17 protein-coding genes are annotated in these 20,023 nt (G+C 51.1%); 6 read left to right on the forward strand and 11 right to left on the reverse strand.

Annotated elements, in window-relative coordinates; translation table 11 throughout:
- Positions 1–181: 181 nt before the first annotated feature.
- The 3 genes from J3P34_RS15565 (at position 182) to J3P34_RS15575 (ending at position 3,246) form a co-directional block, all read left to right on the forward strand.
- Entirely contained in the window at positions 182–646 is a 465-nt protein-coding gene (locus J3P34_RS15565; protein ID WP_210489586.1) for a type II secretion system protein GspG, read from the forward strand.
- 198 nt (positions 647–844) lie between these two features.
- Complete coding sequence (locus tag J3P34_RS15570; RefSeq protein ID WP_210489587.1) at positions 845–1,624, forward strand: phosphatase PAP2 family protein; 780 nt, start codon at positions 845–847, stop codon at positions 1,622–1,624.
- A gap of 110 nt (positions 1,625–1,734) precedes the next feature.
- On the forward strand, positions 1,735–3,246 hold the full coding sequence (locus J3P34_RS15575; protein ID WP_210489588.1) for an NAD(P)H-hydrate dehydratase: 1,512 nt from the start codon (positions 1,735–1,737) through the stop codon (positions 3,244–3,246).
- A gap of 99 nt (positions 3,247–3,345) precedes the next feature.
- On the opposite strand, the gene J3P34_RS15580 is transcribed toward J3P34_RS15575, so the two are convergent.
- The 11 genes from J3P34_RS15580 to J3P34_RS15630 form a co-directional block, all read right to left on the reverse strand.
- Positions 3,346–4,194, reverse strand: coding sequence for a UbiA family prenyltransferase (locus tag J3P34_RS15580; RefSeq protein WP_210489589.1), 849 nt, complete (start codon positions 4,192–4,194; stop codon positions 3,346–3,348).
- A gap of 180 nt (positions 4,195–4,374) precedes the next feature.
- Entirely contained in the window at positions 4,375–4,935 is a 561-nt protein-coding gene (locus J3P34_RS15585) for an inorganic diphosphatase (RefSeq protein ID WP_210462139.1), read from the reverse strand.
- 36 nt (positions 4,936–4,971) lie between these two features.
- Positions 4,972–6,639, reverse strand: a complete 1,668-nt coding sequence (gene pafA / locus J3P34_RS15590; protein ID WP_246853748.1) for an alkaline phosphatase PafA — start codon at positions 6,637–6,639, stop codon at positions 4,972–4,974.
- 197 nt (positions 6,640–6,836) lie between these two features.
- A complete protein-coding gene (gene atpG, locus J3P34_RS15595; RefSeq protein WP_210489591.1) occupies positions 6,837–7,727 on the reverse strand; it encodes an ATP synthase F1 subunit gamma in 891 nt (296 codons plus the stop codon).
- A 72-nt stretch (positions 7,728–7,799) separates the two neighbouring features.
- Positions 7,800–9,380, reverse strand: a complete 1,581-nt coding sequence (gene atpA / locus J3P34_RS15600) for a F0F1 ATP synthase subunit alpha (RefSeq protein WP_210489592.1) — start codon at positions 9,378–9,380, stop codon at positions 7,800–7,802.
- Between the two features lie 2 nt (positions 9,381–9,382).
- Positions 9,383–9,943: an ATP synthase F1 subunit delta gene (gene atpH / locus J3P34_RS15605; RefSeq protein WP_210489593.1), complete on the reverse strand. Its 561-nt coding sequence runs from the start codon at positions 9,941–9,943 to the stop codon at positions 9,383–9,385.
- 68 nt (positions 9,944–10,011) lie between these two features.
- On the reverse strand, positions 10,012–10,506 hold the full coding sequence (locus J3P34_RS15610) for a F0F1 ATP synthase subunit B (RefSeq protein ID WP_210462145.1): 495 nt from the start codon (positions 10,504–10,506) through the stop codon (positions 10,012–10,014).
- A gap of 122 nt (positions 10,507–10,628) precedes the next feature.
- Entirely contained in the window at positions 10,629–10,883 is a 255-nt protein-coding gene (gene atpE, locus J3P34_RS15615) for an ATP synthase F0 subunit C (RefSeq protein WP_149090276.1), read from the reverse strand.
- Positions 10,884–10,918: 35 nt separating this feature from the next.
- On the reverse strand, positions 10,919–11,995 hold the full coding sequence (atpB, locus tag J3P34_RS15620) for a F0F1 ATP synthase subunit A (protein WP_210489594.1): 1,077 nt from the start codon (positions 11,993–11,995) through the stop codon (positions 10,919–10,921).
- A gap of 44 nt (positions 11,996–12,039) precedes the next feature.
- Complete coding sequence (locus J3P34_RS15625) at positions 12,040–12,405, reverse strand: hypothetical protein (RefSeq protein ID WP_246853749.1); 366 nt, start codon at positions 12,403–12,405, stop codon at positions 12,040–12,042.
- Between the two features lie 24 nt (positions 12,406–12,429).
- Positions 12,430–12,666: an AtpZ/AtpI family protein gene (locus J3P34_RS15630; protein WP_210489596.1), complete on the reverse strand. Its 237-nt coding sequence runs from the start codon at positions 12,664–12,666 to the stop codon at positions 12,430–12,432.
- 326 nt (positions 12,667–12,992) lie between these two features.
- Between J3P34_RS15630 and porW the strand changes: the two genes are divergently transcribed.
- Genes porW through uvrC form a run of 3 tightly spaced genes read left to right on the forward strand, consistent with a single transcriptional unit; the run spans position 12,993 to position 19,705 of the window.
- Positions 12,993–15,584, forward strand: coding sequence for a type IX secretion system periplasmic lipoprotein PorW/SprE (gene porW, locus J3P34_RS15635; protein ID WP_486966782.1), 2,592 nt, complete (start codon positions 12,993–12,995; stop codon positions 15,582–15,584).
- Position 15,585: 1 nt separating this feature from the next.
- On the forward strand, positions 15,586–17,883 hold the full coding sequence (locus J3P34_RS15640; RefSeq protein WP_210489598.1) for a penicillin-binding protein 1A: 2,298 nt from the start codon (positions 15,586–15,588) through the stop codon (positions 17,881–17,883).
- A 13-nt stretch (positions 17,884–17,896) separates the two neighbouring features.
- Positions 17,897–19,705 carry an excinuclease ABC subunit UvrC gene (gene uvrC / locus J3P34_RS15645; RefSeq protein ID WP_210489600.1) on the forward strand — a complete coding sequence of 603 codons (1,809 nt, stop codon included), beginning with the start codon at positions 17,897–17,899 and terminating at the stop codon, positions 19,703–19,705.
- Positions 19,706–20,023: the final 318 nt, after the last annotated feature.

The raw sequence follows: 20,023 nt of genomic DNA on the forward strand, positions 1-20,023 counted from the left end.
ACTTACTTCTTATTTACCTGAAAGGTCCCCCTTGCATCTAGTGCCTGCTGTACTACTTATAGATTGTGTTTCTAATTATAGTACCTTTATCTGCCAGTAAGCAAGTAAATTGGCCAGAACCTGCACTATTCCAGGCAGGACATAAAGCACCACGATCAAAACACACTCCGGCAAAACCAACATGAACAAAGTAGTAGATTTTCTAGCGCTCCTCTTCAACATCCGGACGGCCAACAATACCGAGGGGTACCAGCGGCAGCGTTTCGGCTGGCTGAAGGTTTTGCTGGTGCCTTTCAAGTGGGCGCTTCTGGTTTTGGTTTGCGGCACGGCGCTATTCATCTTATTCAGCCTGCTCACAGATTCTTACTTCAAGCAGAAGAACACCAGAAATAAACTGGAGAGACTGGCAGCTGTCATTATGAAATATGAACAAACCCAAACCCGGTTACCAGGCAGCCTGAACGAGGTAGTTATGAACAGTCCTTTGCTCCGGGACCTGACGCTGGACAGCTGGGGCCAGCCCATTCTTTACAAGCACAATCCGGCCAAGAAGGCATTCATGGTCTGCTCCGGTGGTAAAGACCAGCAGCTTCACACCGATGACGACCTGGTGCACCTAATCCAGGTAGACAGCTCTGGGGAATAAACAGTTTACCTCTTTGTACTTAGGGAAGGCAACGCGGCGGGCTATTGGGGATAACCTCTGGCCCGGACTTCCGTTTTTATCCTAGTTTCTCCAAAACTGCCTTGAAACGGACCATTATTCCAGACGGGGCTATTCTGCCGGAAGCTCTTACCGCATGTATCACCTTAAACTGTTTTCTATAACCTAACTTTACTCCCCTTGAACCTCAAACATCTCCTGACGACCTCACTCCTGTGGATTTCATTGTCCGTTAGAGTTGTAGCCCAGACGCCAGTTTCTGATACTACCGCGGCAACCGAGCCGCTGCAGAGCGTGCCCGCTGAAGAAAAGCCCAAAACCAAGCAATACCTGATGCGGGCGGTGCTTCCCTCGGCGGTATTGATTGCGGCCGGCATTTCCACCATCAAAGACAATGGCTTTTACAGCAGCTATGACGCCAGCCGCGATGCGCGCCGGGCTTTTCCCAACTTCAGTACCAAGATTGATGATTACCTCTTCTTCGTGCCCATTGTAGGCCTGTACGGTTTCACGGCTTTCTCCGAGGAGAACAAACATGACATCAGAAGACAGACGGGCCTGTTGCTGGCCTCAGGGGCGCTGACTACCCTGGTGGTTTACCCTACCAAGGTTTGGACCGGCCAGGAGCGCCCCAACGGCTTGCCGAGGGCTTTTCCCTCAGGGCACACTGCCTACGCCTTTACCATCGCCACCATCGTAGATAAAGAGTTCAGAGGCAAAAGCAAGTGGATCAGCATCGGGAGTTATACCATTGCCACAGCTACGGGCGTGATGCGGGTTCTGAACAATGAGCACTGGATGGCCGATGTCCTGGCCGGGGCCGGGATTGGCATTCTGTCTGTAAACACCGTATACTTTGTGCACGACCGCATCATGCGCAACAAAGGGCTGAATGCATCGGTAATGCCCACGGTGCTCCCCAACGGGCAATTAGGCTTGGGAATGGGTCTGCAGTTTTGAGAGTTGTTGATTGTTATTAATAAAACAGTCCGAAAACAGCGTACCAAAAGAAGGCGTAAACTTTCATCTGATTTGAGGACAATCATCCATGAACAATCAGCCATAAAACCATGAAAATACTCACCGCCGCCCAGACCCGTGCCGCCGATGCCTATACTATTGCGCAGGAACCTATCTCTCCCCTGGATTTAATGGAACGGGCCGCCGGGGCTTTGGTGCAGTGGTTGGAAGGCAAGTATTCTCCGGAGACTCCGTTTTACATCTTCTGCGGCCCCGGCAACAACGGCGGCGATGGACTGGCTGCGGCCCGTCTGCTCCACCACGATGGCTATGATGTTCAGGTCTTCCTACCAGAGGCCACCCAGAACCACTCCCCAGATTTCACCCAGAACCTGGAGCGTTTGCCGCAGGAGGTACCCGTGACCAAAATCCAGAGCTCTGCCGATTTACCGTTTACCCTTCCGGCACAGGCAGTGATACTGGACGGACTGTTCGGGTCAGGGCTTTCCCGGGCGCTGGAAGGTCTTTATGCCGAGGTTGTCACTTACCTGAACGAACAAGAAGCCACCCTCATCGCCATCGACATCCCCTCGGGGCTATACGCCGATGCGCCCACCCCTAAGGAGAACACCGTTGTCCACGCTGATGTCACGCTCACCTTTGAACGGCCAAAACTGGCATTTTTGCTGCCCGCCTCGGGCGCGTACGTGGGCACTTGGCACGTACTGTCCATTGGCTTGCACCCTGATTTCCTGACGCAGGTTGAATCTCCCTATCAAGTTGTTTTGCCAGAGACCGTGAAAGCCATTCTGCGGCCGCGCACCAAGTTTTCCCACAAAGGCACGTTTGGCCACGCTCTGCTGGTAGGCGGCAGTTACGGAAAGATGGGGGCCATCACCATGAGCGCGCATTCGGCTTTGCGGGCGGGGGTAGGGCTATTGACGGTGCAGGTGCCGGTAACGGGGTACGCCATTCTCCAGACCGCGGTGCCCGAGGCCATGGTGCTCACCGATGGCCATGACCTGCACCTGTCCCAGTTCCCCGGTGAGCTCAGCAAATACCAATGCATCGGGATAGGTCCGGGACTTGGTCAGGCCGAAGATTCTCGTTTAGCCCTGGAAAGTCTTTTCCGGCAGAAGCTTCCTCCTTTGGTGTTGGACGCCGATGCCCTCAACCTTTTGGCCTCTGACCGTTTGTTGCGCCAGCAGTTGCCGGCAGACAGCATCCTTACTCCGCACCCTAAAGAATTTGAACGGCTCACCGGTCTTGCCACCGATGATTTCCACCGACTGCAACTGCTTCAAAGCTTCTGCGCTGAGCACGCCTGCTACGTCATCCTAAAGGGAGCCCACACCTGCATCGGCACGCCACGCGGCGAGTTCTACTTCAACACTACCGGAAACCCTGGCATGGCCACTGGCGGCACCGGCGACGTGCTCACCGGCATCATGACCGGTCTGCGTGCCCAAGGCTATTCTCCTTTGGAGACCTGCCTCCTGGGCGTTTACCTGCACGGCCTGGCCGGTGATATCGCCGCTGAAGCTGAGGGCCAAACTTCGCTTATTGCCTCTGATCTCTATAAATATCTGGGGGCTGCTTTCCGGCGCGTGTCCTCACGTTAACGGAGAAACAAAGCTGTTTCCGTTTAGGGCTATTTTGTGGGAATCATGCTTAAAGCAAGGTGCTCTGCTACTTAACTTTGCAACTTGCGTATCACTGCGTCATGCCAGGAACCACACCAGCATGAACTGCACCAGCATCATGCCATCTGCCAGGACCATGAAGTAGTACTGGGAACGGTACTCGTGCGCATACCACACCACCAGCCCGGCACCAACACCCGCGAGCCCCAGGGCTACCCGCATGAAGGGGGCTGTCCCGGCCGGCACCAATACTGCAAAAAGCAGCAGCATGAAAAGCGCCAATCTTTTGGTATTCTGCACGCCAAACCTAGTGGGGAAAGTGACCGTCTGGGTGAGTTTGTCTTTGTGCACATCCCTGATATCAAAGACCAGGGTAAGGGAGAAAAGAAACAGGAAACGCCGCAGGAAAAGGATAAAGCTGTTACCGGAGAAAAGATCGCGGCCCATCTCCATCAAAGGCAACTGCACCGTAATGGCCGACCAGACATAGGCAATGAGGAACACCTTGAGGAAAGGAATATCGCGGAGCGGAATATAGCCTTCACCCTCGGGCACCACCGGTACGGAGTACAGACCGGCTACCACAAACAAATGCAGCAGAAACCAGAAATTCAGCTCAAAAATAGCCGTCCAATATAGGTACACCACGCACAAGGCACTGGCCACTGAGATAAAGATCAACTCCAGCCGGTTTTTCCTGACCCATTTGGTGCGGGTGCTTAAAGGTACGTTCTGGTTGAATTTGTAAGGCACCAGCCCGTCTGCGTTATACACAAAGAGGGTAGCGAAGAACACCATCCCACTCAGGCGCAGGGAAATAGGAATCCCGCTCAGCAGGTACGTCTCCCAGACTAGTGCCGCGGCACATAGGGAGATGAACATATTGCTGTACAGAATAAAATCCAGGATCTTGCGGGGGATGCTCATGCTACTTTTTGGTCAATGGCTTGTCTCACCATTTCTCCGGCAAAGTACGCCTGAGGAGAACATAGGTGCAACACTATTCTTCGGTTTCTGGGCGGGTTTACAACCCGGTGCGGAAAACACAAAAGCGCCGCTCTCCTATACGGAAAGCGGCGCTTTTGTACTGAACGATTTTTACGTTGCTTAGCTGTTGGTTCTGAACGTGGTGTTGTACAGCTCAATGCTCTGCTCAATGATTCTGTAGGCATCTTCGCGGCCCAGGAAGTTCTCCACCACTACTTCTTTGTTCTCCAGTTTCTTATAGTCTTCAAAGAAACGCTGGATTTCCAGCAGGGTATGCGGCGGCAACTCAGAGATGTCATTGATGTGCTTCACAGACATGTCATTGGCAGCCACGGCGATGATCTTGTCATCTTCCTCGTTGTTGTCAATCATCTGCATCACGCCAATTACCTTGGCATCAATAAGGCACATAGGGGCTACGTCAATAGAGCAAAGCACCAGAATGTCCAGAGGGTCTTTGTCATCGCAGTAGGTCTGTGGGATGAAGCCATAGTTAGCTGGGTAGTGCACCGCCGAGAACAGAACGCGATCCAGTTTAAGCAAGCCGCTGTCCTTGTCTAATTCGTATTTCGCTTTTGACCCTTTAGGGATCTCAATGATTCCGGTTACTACTTTAGGGGCGTCTTCGCCGTAGTTTACATCGTGCCAAGGATTGCTGGCGTTTTTCGTGGTTTCTAACATCTTAATTTCTGTATCTATTTTATCTCTCAGCGGCATCTACCGCACGTATTCCAATAAAGCGCGTCCGGTGGTGCCGTTTGGCTCCTGAATGCGCAGCCACGCCGCTATACTGGGCGCAATGTCAATAATCTCCGTGTGTACGGTAGACTCTCCGGCCGGAATCTGCCAGCCGTACCACAAAAGCGGAATGTGGGTGTCATAAGCCCAGGGGCTGCCGTGCGTAGTGCCTTTAGGCAAGCCCCGGCCGTAATTCTCATACCAGCCCGGCTGGAATGTCACCAAAACGTCACCTGACCGGTAGGGCATATACCCATTCTCTACCAGCATGCCCACTCCCTTGCTCCAATGCGATTTCATCAGGGCATCGGCGGAGAAAGAGCGCAAAACCCCGGGGAAACGCTGCATGAAACGGGCTGTTTCTTCCTGCAAAGCGGTCAGGTTGGCTTTCTTGCTTTCCACTACCGCATGGTTGAAATACACCTGCTGGTTCACGAAAGCACTCACCCACTCGGCGGTCCCGAAGGTACGGTTCAGGTGCTTCTTAAGCGAATCAGCCATGACACCGTTGTTGGTGTTACCCGCCGAAATACGCAGTTGTTGCAGATAAGTTGGGTTATGGGCGGCTCCGTGGTCGGCGGTGAGGAAAATAAGCACGTTTTCTTTGCCCAACTGCTTGTCCAGGAACTTGAGGAAATCGGCCAGATCTTGGTCTAGGCGCAGATAAGTATCCTCTACCTCAATAGAATTAGGCCCGAACTGGTGCCCCACGTAATCCGGGGTGGAGAAGCTCATGGCTAAAAAATCCGGGACGGTGTTCTTGCCCAGGTTCTCGGCTTTGATGGCTTCTATCGCGAACTCCTTGGTGTAGGTGTTGCCCGCCGGGATGGAGCGCAGGATATCATAGGTCTTGCCTCTCAGAGCCGGGATGTTGTGCGGGAATACGGGCTTGGCTTCTCCGGTGAAAGTACCTTCAAAAGACTGGTCATCTGCCGTACTCTCGGTGTACTGATCTATGGGCAGCAGCGTGTTCCAGGGTTGGCTAGTGTATTGTTCCGGAAGTTTCCGGTTGTTGAAGGCCTGCACCCAGGCTGGCAATTCCTGCATATAATACGTGCTGGAAATCATGCTTCCGTTGGAGCCGTCAAACCAGTAGGCGGCATTGGCGGCGTGCCCGGCCGGCAGGATAGATCCGCGGTCTTTCAAACTCAGGCCAATGACTTTGCTTTTCTGGTTCGTGGCCAGTTTCAGCTCATCGGTGATGGTAGAGGAAATCATGTTAACCGGTGACATCTGCCCCGCAGCCGATGTACTGCCTACGGTCTGCACGGTTTTATCCTCGGCGCAGTAGATGTTGCGTCCAGTGGCGCGGTTATACCAGTCATTGCCTACAATCCCGTGCATGGCCGGCGTGGTACCAGTGTAAATGGAAGCGTGCCCCGGACCAGTATAGGTTGGCACGTAGTTGTAGTGGTTATTCCGGAAGTTGAAGCCTTCGCCAATCAACCGTTTAAAGCCATCTTTTGAATATTTGTCCCAATAACGGTAGAGGTAATCGTAGCGCATCTGGTCTACCACAATTCCAATCACCAGCTTTGGTTTCTCTGGTTTTTTGGTGTTGGCCTTTTTCCGCTGTGCAATTCCCGGGGAAAGTCCCATCAAGAGCACTAACGTCATTGTCCAACCCCACACCAATCCATTTCTCATTCGCTTTGAATTCTGTTATCTTTTAGAGGCTCTTTTTATCAAAATGCCCCCAAAACGTAAATATAGTTGATAAATACTTTGGAATGCCTTTTCTAAAAACAGCCCTGAAATATAATCTTGAGATAACAAGCCCTTAAAAAAGCAAAGCGCCCATTTCTCAATGGGCGCTTTGTTCAGAAGTAAAGGTTGTCTTAAATCTATCTTCCGGCTGCAAGCGCTTCGGCACCCCCTACAATCTCCAGGATTTCAGTAGTGATGGCCGCCTGGCGGGTCCGGTTATAAGTCAGTTTTAATTGTTTCAGGAGTTCACCGGCGTTCTCAGTGGCTTTGTCCATGGCTGTCATTCGGGCACCGTGCTCAGAGGCGTTGGACTCCAACACCGCCTTGTATACCTGAATCTTCAGAGACTTAGGAATCAACTGCTCAATGATCTCCTCTTTAGAAGGCTCAAAGATGTAGTCCAGGTTGGTATTGGCGTTGGCCTGCTCATTGGTATTCTCCTGGATAGGCAGGAACTGCTCCGTGCGGATGATCTGCGTAGCCACGTTTTTGAACTCGTTGTACACAAGATCCACCTGGTCATATCGGCCAACCCGGAAACCTTCCATGGCTTGCTCAGCGGCCACGCGTACGGTCTCAAAAGACAGGTTCCCAAATACTGCGCTATAGTCACCGGCCAGCGGCATGTTGCGCTTGTTGAAGTACTCATGCCCTTTCTTCCCGATGGCCATGACCTCAATATTCCCGGCGGCTGCCTGGGCGCTGTAACGCTCATTGATGAGGTTGTTCACCGCTTTCATCACGTTAGAGTTGAAAGCACCGCACAACCCGCGGTCTGAGGTAACGGCAATAATCAACACCCGCTGCACATCGCGCTTCTGCGCATAAACATTCTGCCCAGCCTCTCCTTGTACACTGGAAAGATTGCTCAATATGTTGTTTAGACGCTGCGCGTAAGGGCGCATACGAATGATGTTATCCTGAGCCCGGCGCAACTTAGCTGCCGCCACCATTTTCATGGCTTTGGTGATTTGCTGCGTAGATCCTACAGATACAATGCGGTTACGTACTTCTTTTAAACTTGCCATTAAGTTGCGTCAAGTATAAACAGAGAAAAAAGAGCACGCGTATAACCGCTATGCTCTTCTTCTGTTGATTAATTATTTACGATATCTGGCTGTGAGGTCGCGCGCTACTTGTTTCAGCGTGTCAGTCACATTATCATCAATCTTACCGGCTCTCAAAGCATCCAGTACCGGACGGTGCTGGGCGTTCAAGGTTCTGGTAAAGTCTTTCTCAAAGGTACGCACCTCGTTCACTGGTACGTCATCAATAAGACCATTGGTACAGCAGTAGATCATAGCTACCTGGTCTTCTACCGCTACCGGAGAGAACTGAGGCTGCTTCAATACTTCAAGGTTTCTACGGCCACGCTCAATAGTCAATTTAGTAGCGGCATCCAGGTCTGAACCGAATTTAGCGAAGGCTTCCAATTCACGGAACTGCGCCTGGTCCAGTTTCAAGGTACCAGCCACTTTCTTCATTGACTTGATCTGAGCCGAACCACCCACGCGAGATACCGAGATACCTACGTTGATCGCCGGACGGATACCAGAGTTGAACAAGTTGGTTTCCAGGAAGATCTGACCATCGGTGATAGAGATCACGTTGGTTGGGATATACGCAGAAACGTCACCAGCCTGAGTCTCAATGATTGGGAGAGCGGTCAAAGAACCACCACCTTTCACTAAGTGACGGATAGACTCTGGCAAGTCATTCATGTCTTGCGCGATGGAGTCAGAAGCGTTGATCTTAGCCGCACGCTCCAACAAACGGGAGTGCAGATAGAACACGTCACCTGGGTAAGCCTCACGTCCTGGAGGACGACGCAGCAGCAGAGACACTTCACGGTAAGCTACCGCTTGCTTAGACAAGTCATCATATACTACCAGTGCAGGACGTCCGGTATCACGGAAGAACTCGCCAATGGCAGCACCAGTAAACGGCGCGTAGAACTGCATTGGAGCAGGGTCAGCAGCCGGAGCAGCTACTACCACGGTGTAACGCATAGCGCCACCAGCTTGCAGAGCGTTCACGATCTGCGCAACAGTAGAGGCTTTCTGGCCAATAGCTACGTAGATACAGAATACAGGCTCACCACGGTCAAAGAACTCACCTTGGTTGATGATGGTATCAATAGCCACGGCAGTTTTACCTGTCTGACGGTCTCCGATGATCAACTCACGCTGGCCACGGCCAATCGGAATCATAGAGTCAATCGCTTTGATACCAGTTTGCATCGGCTCATTTACCGGCTGACGGTAGATAACGCCTGGTGCTTTTCTTTCAATTGGCATTTCGTACAGTTCACCCACCAATGGGCCTTTACCGTCGATTGGCTGACCAAGGGTGTTCACCACGCGGCCTACCATGCCATCGCCTACGCGAACGGAGGCAATTTTATTTGTTTTCTTAACTGTGTCGCCTTCTTTGATGTCGCTCCAGTCACCCAACAATACCGCACCCACGTTGTCCTCTTCAAGGTTAAGAACAAGGGCTTGCAGACCGTTTTCGAACTCTAACAACTCACCAGACTGAGCCTTGGATAAGCCGTAGATACGAGCAACACCGTCACCAACTTGCAGAACCGTACCAACTTCTTCTAGTTCAGCTTCTGTTCTGAAGTTTGACAGCTGTTCTCTTAAAATCGCTGATACTTCATCAGGTCTAACTTCTGCCATGATTATAGTTTAGTAATGTATGGATTTTCTTTAAACTTGTTTTTCAATTTCTGCACGTTGGTTCTCACCGAGTTATCAATCTGCTGATCACCAATGCGCAGTACGTACCCACCCACAACGGCTGGGTTCACTACTTCTTGCAACTCTACCTGCATGCCACCGGTACGTTCCACCACCATTTGCTGGAAAGTAGCTCTAAGCTCTGGGGTAAGCGGCACGGCAGTAGTCACCGTTGCTTTCTGAATGCCTTTGAGGGTGTTGTACTGTTTTACAAACTCAGTAGCCACTGACTCCAGAATGGCCTCACGGTTCTTTTGGGTGATGATCCGGAAAAAGGCCATAGTCAACTCACTCATGCTGCCCCCGAAAACGGAGTTAAGGATGGCGAGTTTCTTATCATGCTTTATAATCGGGTTGCGCAGTACTAAGCTAAGGTCACGGCTGGCGTTCAAGGTCTTGGTGAAGGAAAGCATATCGGCGTATACTTTCTCCAATGATCCTTGCTCTTGAGACAGCTCTAGCAGAGACTTGGCGTACCGGGAGGCAACTCTTTCGTCTGACATTATTTCTCTTGCGTGTTTAAAACGATTCGCTTCCTTTTCTAGGGCGGGAAGCCGCTCGCCGTCCGTTCTTAGCTAAGGTGCGTGTCTTGCAGATAGCTCTGTACCAGGGCACGCTGGGCCTGCTCATCCTGCAACTCACGTCTGATGAGTTTCTCCGCGATGTCAATAGACAGGGTAGCCGCCAGGTTCTTCACCTCAGTAAGGGCTGCCTTTTTCTCGTTCTGGATAGACACACGGGCTTGCTCAATCATGCGCTGGCCTTCTTCGTTGGCTTTGGCACGGGCACCTTCCACCAGGCTGGTGGCGGCGTCGGTAGCATCTTTGAGAATGCGGTCACGCTCAGCGCGGGCTTCGGTCAAGAGACGCTCGTTGTCGGCTTTAAGGGCCTGCATTTCCAGTTTGGCTTTCTCAGCCATGGAGAGGGCAGCGTCAATGTTGTCTTCGCGCTCACGCAGCGCCTTCATGATAGGCTTCCAGGCAAACTTAGACAACAGGAAAAGTACCACCAAGAAGGTGATGGTCTGCCAGAAAAGCAATCCGATACCAGGAGTTACTAATTGCATTTTGTTTCTTTTATAAGGGGCTGAAGGATTCTCCTTCTCTCAAAACTATGAACTCTACTTACTGTTATTGCGCCTCCCTTTCCTGACCAATCGTCAGGAAGGGAAACGCAACAAATGCATTCTTAGCGAATGAATGAAATCAGAAGGCAAACTACCACCCCGAACAGGGCCACACCTTCAATAAGGGCAGAAGCGATGATCATCGCAGTCTGGATTTGTCCACCAGCCTCTGGTTGTCTAGCGATAGATTCCATGGCAGAGCCACCGATTCTACCAATACCAAGGCCAGCACCAAGAGCTACTAATCCAGCGCCGATACCAGCACCCATAATAGCATAACCAGTACCCAGGGTCAATTCAAGCAATAATGCTAACATAAAAGTAGATATATATAGTTAAAAAAGAATTTAGATTAATGGTGTGCTTGCGCAGCATGCGGGCCGTCACCAAAGCCCATATCATCATGGTGGTCATGTTCTTCTACCGCACCGCCAAAGTACATAGCAGACAGCAGCGTAAAGATATAGGCCTGCAACAGCGCCACGAACAACTCCAGGAAGTTCATGAAGGTGGCAAACGCTACGCTCAATGGACCAATGGCAATGCTCTGGAAGATAAAGATCAAACTGAACAAGCTCAGGATGATGATGTGACCTGCGGTAATGTTGGCGAAAAGCCGGACCATCAAAGAGAAAGGCTTGGTGAAAATACCAATCACCTCTACCGGGATCATAATGGGAGCCAACCACTTGGGAACACCCGGCGTGGCAAAAATGTGCCCCCAGTAAGATTTATTCCCATTGAATACCGTCAGGATTAAAGTAAGGAGAGCCAATACAAGGGTAACGGCAATATTACCGGTTAAGTTAGCGCCACCAGGCAATAAACCCAGCAGGTTATTGAACCAGATAAAAAAGAACACGGTGAGCAGGTATGGCATGAAGCGCTCATACTTAGGACCGATGTTGGTCTTGGCAATATCGTCTCGGATGAAAACGATAATGGGCTCAAAGAATGACTGCAGGCCACGCGGGGCTTTGCCACGGTTCTTGCTGTAAGCACCGGCAATAGAGAAGAACACCAGAAACAGCAGAAGCACGCTCAGAAAAAGCGAGGCCACGTTCTTAGTGATAGAGAAGTCCATTGGACCTACGTGCTCCGTTTCACCTTTCTCGTTCACTCTGGTGCGGGGCTCACCCTCTTCGTTGGCATAATAAATATGCCCGTGCTCCATCACGTAGCCGTTATACGGCTGCAGTTCATGATGCTCGTTGTAGAACTTAGAGGCCAAGAACACGTCCAGGCCATTTTCCCCATATAATATAACCGGCAAAGGCAGCACCACACCGTCGGCAAAATGCCAGGTATAATCATCGCCAATATGGTGGGAGATCATCTCTCCGGGGTTAAATTCTCCACCCTCGGCAGATTCTGCCGCCTGGGCTGAAAAAGTAAGAACAGTAAGCAGGAAAACGAGTATCTTCTTCATTAAGAGCTAATTAAAAGCAATGGATTTTACGTAACCGCATTGCCCTATGCATGCTTTTTTGAATTTTGGCGCAAGTTACTCAACAATGCGTAGATTTCAAATCCGGTATAAATAAAATAAAGGGCGAAAAAGTTTGAGACAAATTGCACTAACCCTTCTGCATGGAAATATCTATATACAAAAACTGCTATTATAGAGAAGACCATGCGTACCCCCATGGCGGCAAAGTAGTAGGCGTGCAGATTCCCTGAATCATGCTTGAGCCCCAGGAAGGCCACATAATGGGCAAACCCGGTGACAAACACAAAGAAGCACAGCATGTACCAGATATAGGAATGAACCACGGTGTCTCTGGTGAACATCAGCAGTACGGTAATCAGGAGCACCAGCAGCCCGGTGAGCAGAATCATCCCTCTTATAAAACTCACAGGCACTTAGTTCTTACGGGTAAGTGATACAATAACAGAATACACGGTGGCAAACACCGCCACTACCAACAGGCCCAGTGTCCACCACGGGGTGTTGTTATGGAAATAGGCATCCAGCTTACGGCCCCCAATAGCGGCTACGGACATCACCACAATCATCTGGAAAGCCAGGCCCGAGTATTTCAGGTAAGGCTTTACCCCTTGTTTTCCTTCGGGGTTAGACGGATGTTGGATTGGTTCCATACGGTTGGGTCCTATTTGCACAAAGGTACTAATCCCTGGTTCATGGGGACAGAAAAGATTTTCGCTGTTTTGGCCCTGATATAGATAAAACAAGCCCAAAACAGTTCTGGTTCGCCTATAATTAGCTTTCATTCCTTCGCCGCCGGCGCCTGCTTTTGCGTAGTAGCGTAACAAGAGTCTAAAAAGTGTAAATTTGCTTTTACCTTTTATTTAGATAACCTTATAGTCTAAGTACAAGTACGTTTCTGGCTCGTTTTAGCTTAAATAAATATAAAATAAAAAAGGCCCTGCGCAGTTCTACTAGTATTCCAACACCTGACTTGACGTTGAAACTGACACGTTTTCTTCTAATCTTCCTTCTACTGGCAGCTGTCGCCGGCTGTTCTTCTGATAAGCCTTTGGGCCGGCTGTACCGAAACATCAATGCCCGGTTCAATGGGTATTTTCTGGCCCGCCAGAAGATGGAAGCCGTGGAAGCCAAAATTGCGGCCGCCCACGTGAATGACTATAACCGCATCCTGGACATCCTGCCCCCCGCCGATTCCACCATCCTGAAAACCCTGGCTCCTGAACTGGACGAGGTGATCAAGCGGGCTTCTTTCCCTATTGCGCGGCACCCAAAATCCCGGTGGATAGATGACTGCTATGTGCTCATTGGCAAGGCCCGTTATTACCAGGGCGAGGATGCCGAGGCGCTTAAAACTTTCCGGTTTGTGCAGACCACCAGCCCAGACCGCCATGCCCGCCACGAGGCCCTGATCTGGATGATGCGGCTGGCCATCCGGCAAAAAGATTATGACCAGGCTTTCTCTATTTCTGAGCAGTTCAGGAAAGAGCGCATGAATGAGGACAACGGCCGCGAACTGCTTCTCACCAGGGCGCAGTTGGCCAGCATCCAGAACAACCTGCCACAGGTTATTGAGAACATGGAACTGGCCATTCCGCTGGCCCATAAAAGAGACCAGGAGGCCCGCCTAAGATTCATCCTGGGCCAATTGTACCAGGCTACCTCCCAGGATGCCAAAGCCTACGAGCAGTTCGCGAAGGTCCTGAAGAAACGTCCCCCTTATGAACTGGGCTTCTACGCCAACCTGGGTTTGGCTCAGGTAACCGAACTGAAAGACAACTCAGACCAGGACAAAGTCAAGAACTTCCTGCGCAAACTCGCCGATGACGCCAAGAACAAGGAGTACACAGATAAAATCTACTATGACCTGGCTAAGCTGGAGCTACGGCAGAAAAAGTATCCAGATGCTCTGAAACTCCTGCAGCAGTCTACGGCAGCCTCCACCACAAACAAAGTGCAAAAGGCATACTCTTACCTGTTATCGGGGCAGATCTATTATGAGAACCTGCAGCAGTACGGCCTGGCCCAGGCTTACTATGACAGCACCCTGCAACTGTTACCGCCCACAACCATGGGCTACGAAGAACTCTCCGATAGGAAAACGGTCCTCACCGCCTTCACCCAACAACTGGAGATCATCAGAAGCAATGACAGTTTATTGGCTTTAGGTCAACTGAACGCCACCGAGCGGGCCCAACGGGTAGCCGAGCAGATTACCCGCGAACGAGACCAGGAGGCCGCCGCATCCTTAGCTGCTGCAAATGCCACCACTGCCGCCGGACCTACCCAGCAAACGGCTACCCTGCCCATCGGCGGAGCCGGAACACAGGGCAGCACCTGGTACTTTGACAACCCCGTGGCCCGCGGAACTGCGCGCAATGATTTCATGCGTACCTGGGGAGACCGACCTTTGCAGGACAACTGGCGCCGAATCACGGCCATTGCCGGAGCCACTCCGCTCACCGCAGGGGTAAACACTGGCATTGCGGTAGATAGTGCCGCCATAGCCGCCGCGGCCGCCCAGAAACAGGAAGCTTACCTGGCTGCTATTCCAGTTACGGCCGAGCAGCGCCAAGCCGCTGAAAAGCGCGTGGAGGAAGCCCTGTTCACATTGGGCAACATCTACCAGCAGCGCCTGCGAGAACCGGAGAAAGCTGCCCAGACCTTCCAGAAACTGCTGGAGCGCTATCCATCCTCCAACCATGGCGCCGAAGCCTACTACAGCCTCTACGTCATTTCCCAGGGTCAACAGCAACCCGAGAAGGCAGCAGGCTACGCCAAGATCCTGAAAGACCGTTTCCCAAATTCCAAATACAGCAAACTCATTGACCAACCCGATTTTCTGCGGACTTATTCCGCCGAAAACGTGGCCGCGCACGCGCTGTATGACTCGGCTTTTGCGTTGTATGAGAAAGAGCAGTATCCGCAGGCGCTAGCTGTTTTGGCCTCACTTTCCCAAAAATACCCCCAAAACGATGTGCAGGACCAAAGCGCATTTTTGCAGGCACTCGTAGCAGGCCGCACCCAACCACCGGCTACATTCAGGGCCGCCATGGAGCAGTTCATCATCAAGTACCCTGAGAGTCCGTTACAGGCGAAGGCCCGTGACTTCATGAACCTGTACCTGCGCTATGAGACCGGCGAGTTGGCCAAACCTCCGGTAGTTGTAAATACTCCTATTATCCCTAAAGAAGAAGCGCCCACTTACAAAACGGAGCGCAGCCAGCCCCATTCTTTCGTGATTGTGCATACCACTGGAGACACTACGGCGGTGCGTCAGCTCATGAAATCGTATGATACCTATAATGCCCGTTTCCACCCTAAAAAGCAACTCAAAGTAGAGCCTATTCCTTTCAGAGACAGCACCACCCTCATTGTTGTGCGGGCTTTGTCCGATTTCAAAGCCGCCCAGCAGTACTCTAAATTGCAGGCCACACGCAATTCTCCGTTAGCCAATTTAAAAGGCTCGAATTTTGCTACCTTTGTGATAACCGAAGAGAACCTTGCTTTACTTAGAGAGCTTGGGAATATCGCGGAGTATGTAGCTTTCTTTGAAAAAAATTACCAATAGAATGTCGTCAACGCCTGATAAGAAGTTCCGGAAAACCATTTCGGCACTTTGGCTGTTTTTTGCCGGAGGATTCGTGTTCTTCCTGCTGTACGTTTTTGCCGTTAGCATCAACTTCCTGAATCTCTTTGGCGATCTACCAGACCTGAAAACCCTGGAGAACCCTAAAAGCGAACTGGCTTCTGAAGTTTACTCAGAAGACGGCCAGCTTTTAGGCAAGTACTTCCGTGAGAACCGCTCTCCCGTTACCTATGAGCAGCTGCCTAAGACTCTGGTAGACGCCTTGATCGCCACTGAGGACATCCGGTTTGAGGAACATTCCGGCATTGACTTCAAGGGTACGCTGGCGGTTCCTTACTATAAACTCACCGGCAAGCAGGACCGTGGTTCCAGTACCCTTACCCAGCAGCTGGCCCGTAACCTCTTCCGTACCCGCGATGACCTGAACAATGGCCTGCTATCTGATGTGCCCGGCCTGCGCATGCTCATCATCAAAACGAAGGAATGGATCATGTCCATCAAACTGGAGCGCTCTTACACTAAGAAAGAGATCCTGATGATGTACCTGAACACCGTGGACTTCGGGAGTAACGCTTACGGCATTAAGGTAGCCGCCAAGACCTTCTTCAACAAAGACCCGCAGCAGCTTACCCTGGAAGAAAGCGCTACCCTGGTGGGCGTGCTGAAAGGACCTTCCTTCTACAGCCCGGTGCTGCGCCCAGAGCGTTCCCTGAGCCGCCGCAATACGGTATTGGACCAGATGCTCAAGTATAACTACATTGACGAGCCTACCTACGCCAAAACTACCGCCAAACCCATCAAGCTGGACTTCAACGTGGAGAACCAGAACAAAGGTCTGGCGCCTTACTTTCGGACCGAGATAGGAAAGTGGCTGGCCCAATGGTGCCGTGATAACGGTTACGACCTGTATTCAGACGGCCTTAAAATCTACACCACCATTGACTCTCGCATGCAGAAACACGCCGAGGCGGCCCTGGAGCAGCACATGAAAACCATGCAGAAGGAGTTCTTCCAGCAATGGAAAGGCCGCAATCCGTGGGTAAATGACCAGGGGAAAGAAATTAAAGGCTTCCTGATGGAGCGTATGAAAGGAACCGCCCGCTACAAGAGCCTGGTAGAACAGTACGGTAGCAACGAGGACTCTATCAAATACCACCTGTACCACAAAGTTCCTATGCGCATCTTCTCCTGGAAAGGGGAACGCGACACCATCATGAGCCCAATGGACTCTCTACGCTACTACAAGCATTACCTGCAAGCTGGCTTCATGGCTATGGACCCGCTTACTGGCAAAGTAAAAGCATGGGTAGGCGGCACCAACTTCAAATACTTTAAATACGACCACGTAAAGCAGGGTGCCCGCCAGCCAGGCTCTACTTTTAAGCCGTTTGTGTACACCACCGCTCTGGAGAGAGGCTACTCTCCTTGTTATACCGTAGTAGATGCCCCGGTAACCATCATCAACCCAGATGGCAAGCCCTGGACGCCTAAAAACAGCGAGGGTACCTACTCAGGACGTAGTATGACCTTGCGCACGGCGCTGGCACTCTCTGTCAACAGCATCACTACCTACCTCATGAAGAAACTGGGCCCTGAAGAAGTGGTGTCTACCGCAAAGCGTCTGGGCATCACTACGCCGCTTGACCCGGTACCTTCCCTGGCCCTCGGCTCCAGCGATGTGACTTTGTATGACATGGTAGGCGCTTACGGTACCTTCGTGAACAAAGGCACCTGGACCCAACCTCAGTACCTGGTGCGGATTGAAGACAAAAACGGAACGGTACTGCATGAGTTTGCGCCTAAGACCTTGGAAGCACTGAGCGAAGAAACGGCTTACCTCATGGTGCACATGCTGAAAGGCTCCACCGAAACCCGCGGCGGTACGGCCTACTATGGCTTGCGTCACCGTTACGGGCTAAAAAATGAAATCGGGGCTAAAACCGGAACTACCTCCAACTACTCAGATGCCTGGTTTATGGGAATCACCCCTGATCTGGCCGCTGGGGTTTGGGTTGGTGGTGAGGACCGCAGTATTCACTTCCGGAGTGCCGCTTACGGGCAGGGGAATAAGCTGGCCATGCCTATCTACGCCCTCTTCATGCAGAAAGTGTACGCCGACAAGTCTTTGAATGTCTCCAAGGGCGCTTTCCCTAAACCATCGCAACCGCTTTCCACCAATATCAACTGCGGGGGTAGCACTTTTGTACCTGTTGTGCAAGATTCCGTAAAACAAGAGCAAACCCTTACTTTACCGCAGAAAGTAGAGGAGGATGGGTTTTAAGTTTTAGACCAGAATGGCTGTGGAGGAATCATTAAAAGAACAACTAAAGCACTTGCCCCATCGCCCGGGCATCTATAAGTACTATGATGACAAGGGCATTATCTATGTAGGCAAGGCCATAGATATCCGCAAGCGGGTAAGTTCTTATTTTAACCGGTCTACGCAGCACAACAAGAAAACCCTCAAACTTATTTCGCAGATCAAGCGGATTGAGTTCACCATTGTAGACAGCGAGGCTGATGCTTTCTTGCTGGAGAACAACCTCATCAAGCAGCATCAGCCCAAATACAACATCCTGCTCAAGGACGGGAAAACCTATCCGTATCTGTGCATCACCAATGAGCGTTTTCCGCGCGTTTTAAGTACCCGTAACAAACTCAACGACGGTTCTCGCTATTTCGGGCCTTATCCCAGCGTGACCAGCATGTACGTGCTGCTGGAGATGATCCGGTCGCTTTATCCACTGCGTACCTGCAGCTATAACCTCAGCCCGGCTAATATTGAAGCGGGGAAGTTCAAGGTATGCCTGGAGTACCACATAGGCAACTGCAAAGGCCCCTGCGAAGGACTTTACAGTGAAGAAGAGTACAACCAGCACATTCAACAGATCAGGAATATCCTCTCTGGAAACCTGACGGTAGCCAAGAACTACTTCAAAGAAGCCATGTCTGCCGCCGCCGCCGATTACCAGTACGAGCTGGCGCACCAATACAAACAGAAGCTTGATGTGCTGGATGATTTTCAGGCCAAGTCAACGGTGGTAAGCCACACGCTCACCAACATTGATGTCTTCACCATCACCTCCAATGAGAAATGCGCCTTCATTAACTACCTGAGGGTGATGAACGGCTCCATTATTGGTACCCAATCCTTGGAACTGCAGAAGAAGTTAGAGGAAACTGATCAGGATATCCTGGCGTCCATGATCATGCAGCTGCGGTCAGATTTTGAGAGCACGTCCAGGGAGATCCTGGTTAACATTGATGATCTTGTTTTACCGCTGGAAGGCATCACCATCGCTGTTCCCCAGATCGGTGACAAACGGAAACTGCTGAATCTTTCCTTGAAGAATGCCCTGTACCTGCGGAAGGAAAAGGAAAGCATGCAGGACAAGGCCAAAGACAGCAACGAGGTACGTATCATGGAGACCATGAAGCGCGACCTACGCCTCACCGAGCTACCCAAGCATATTGAGTGTTTCGATAACTCTAACTTCCAGGGTGATAATCCGGTGGCCTCCATGGTATGCTTCCGGAATGCGAAGCCTTCTAAGAAAGACTATCGTCACTTCCACATCAAGACCGTGGTAGGTCCGGATGATTTCGCGTCTATGTATGAGGTAGTGACCCGCCGCTACCGCCGTCTCATAGATGAAGGAGCATCCCTGCCCCAACTCATCATTATAGACGGTGGTAAAGGGCAGCTTGGCATGGCGGTGAAAGCCTTGAAAGATCTTGGCATCTACGGGCAGGTAGCCATTGTGAGTATTGCCAAGCGCCTGGAGGAAATCTTCTATCCTGGAGATACCCTGCCCCTGTACATTGACAAGAAATCTGAGACGCTTAAGCTCATCCAGCGCCTCCGGAACGAAGCCCACCGCTTCGGGATCACTTTCCATCGCTCGCTCCGCGATGCAGGGACCTTACAAACTGAACTCACCAAGATTAAAGGACTGGGCCCAGCCACCGCTGAGAAACTCTTGACCAAGTTTAAATCTGTGAAAAAAATTGCCGAGCTCTCCCAGCAAGAACTGGAAAGCGAAGTAGGCAAAAGCAAAGCCCGTCTACTCTTGGATTATTTCGCGCAGACCCAAAACAAGTAAATCGTTTAAGGGCTGTTTTTATGATAATGGCTTCTAAACAAGAGGTGTTTTATTGTCAGGGCTCTTGGGTTGGGTAAGATCTTTCTAGAGCCATTTCTGTTTAAGAGCTACTTTCACGAAAACAGCCTTAAATTCTTTTCAGAAAAAATTAATCGCTTACCATTTCCTACAGAACTGTAGGCCCAATCCCTTGTGGTTGCTCTTTTCCACATTCCACTTCAGCCATCCAATTGGAGCGTTTCTGTTTTATCATTGTCTGCCAGCCCTGAAATTCTTCCTCGCCAACCATACCTAACCCACTTGCCGTTGTTTCGTGTT

This window comes from Rufibacter aurantiacus, assembly GCF_017916345.1.
In the GTDB taxonomy this organism is placed as follows: Bacteria; Bacteroidota; Bacteroidia; order Cytophagales; family Hymenobacteraceae; genus Nibribacter; species Nibribacter roseolus.

Bases quoted from the DNA above. Each gene is read 5' to 3' on its own strand.
- pafA (WP_246853748.1), bottom strand. From the start codon at position 6,639: ATGAGAAATGGATTGGTGTGGGGTTGGACAATGACGTTAGTGCTCTTG.
- J3P34_RS15625 (WP_246853749.1), bottom strand. From the start codon at position 12,405: ATGATTCTGCTCACCGGGCTGCTGGTGCTCCTGATTACCGTACTGCTG.
- uvrC (WP_210489600.1), top strand. From the start codon at position 17,897: ATGGCTGTGGAGGAATCATTAAAAGAACAACTAAAGCACTTGCCCCAT.
- J3P34_RS15585 (WP_210462139.1), bottom strand. From the start codon at position 4,935: ATGTTAGAAACCACGAAAAACGCCAGCAATCCTTGGCACGATGTAAAC.
- atpB (WP_210489594.1), bottom strand. From the start codon at position 11,995: ATGAAGAAGATACTCGTTTTCCTGCTTACTGTTCTTACTTTTTCAGCC.
- atpH (WP_210489593.1), bottom strand. From the start codon at position 9,943: ATGTCAGACGAAAGAGTTGCCTCCCGGTACGCCAAGTCTCTGCTAGAG.
- atpA (WP_210489592.1), bottom strand. From the start codon at position 9,380: ATGGCAGAAGTTAGACCTGATGAAGTATCAGCGATTTTAAGAGAACAG.
- J3P34_RS15565 (WP_210489586.1), top strand. From the start codon at position 182: ATGAACAAAGTAGTAGATTTTCTAGCGCTCCTCTTCAACATCCGGACG.
- atpG (WP_210489591.1), bottom strand. From the start codon at position 7,727: ATGGCAAGTTTAAAAGAAGTACGTAACCGCATTGTATCTGTAGGATCT.
- atpE (WP_149090276.1), bottom strand. From the start codon at position 10,883: ATGTTAGCATTATTGCTTGAATTGACCCTGGGTACTGGTTATGCTATT.
- J3P34_RS15630 (WP_210489596.1), bottom strand. From the start codon at position 12,666: ATGGAACCAATCCAACATCCGTCTAACCCCGAAGGAAAACAAGGGGTA.
- J3P34_RS15575 (WP_210489588.1), top strand. From the start codon at position 1,735: ATGAAAATACTCACCGCCGCCCAGACCCGTGCCGCCGATGCCTATACT.
- J3P34_RS15640 (WP_210489598.1), top strand. From the start codon at position 15,586: ATGTCGTCAACGCCTGATAAGAAGTTCCGGAAAACCATTTCGGCACTT.
- J3P34_RS15580 (WP_210489589.1), bottom strand. From the start codon at position 4,194: ATGAGCATCCCCCGCAAGATCCTGGATTTTATTCTGTACAGCAATATG.
- J3P34_RS15610 (WP_210462145.1), bottom strand. From the start codon at position 10,506: ATGCAATTAGTAACTCCTGGTATCGGATTGCTTTTCTGGCAGACCATC.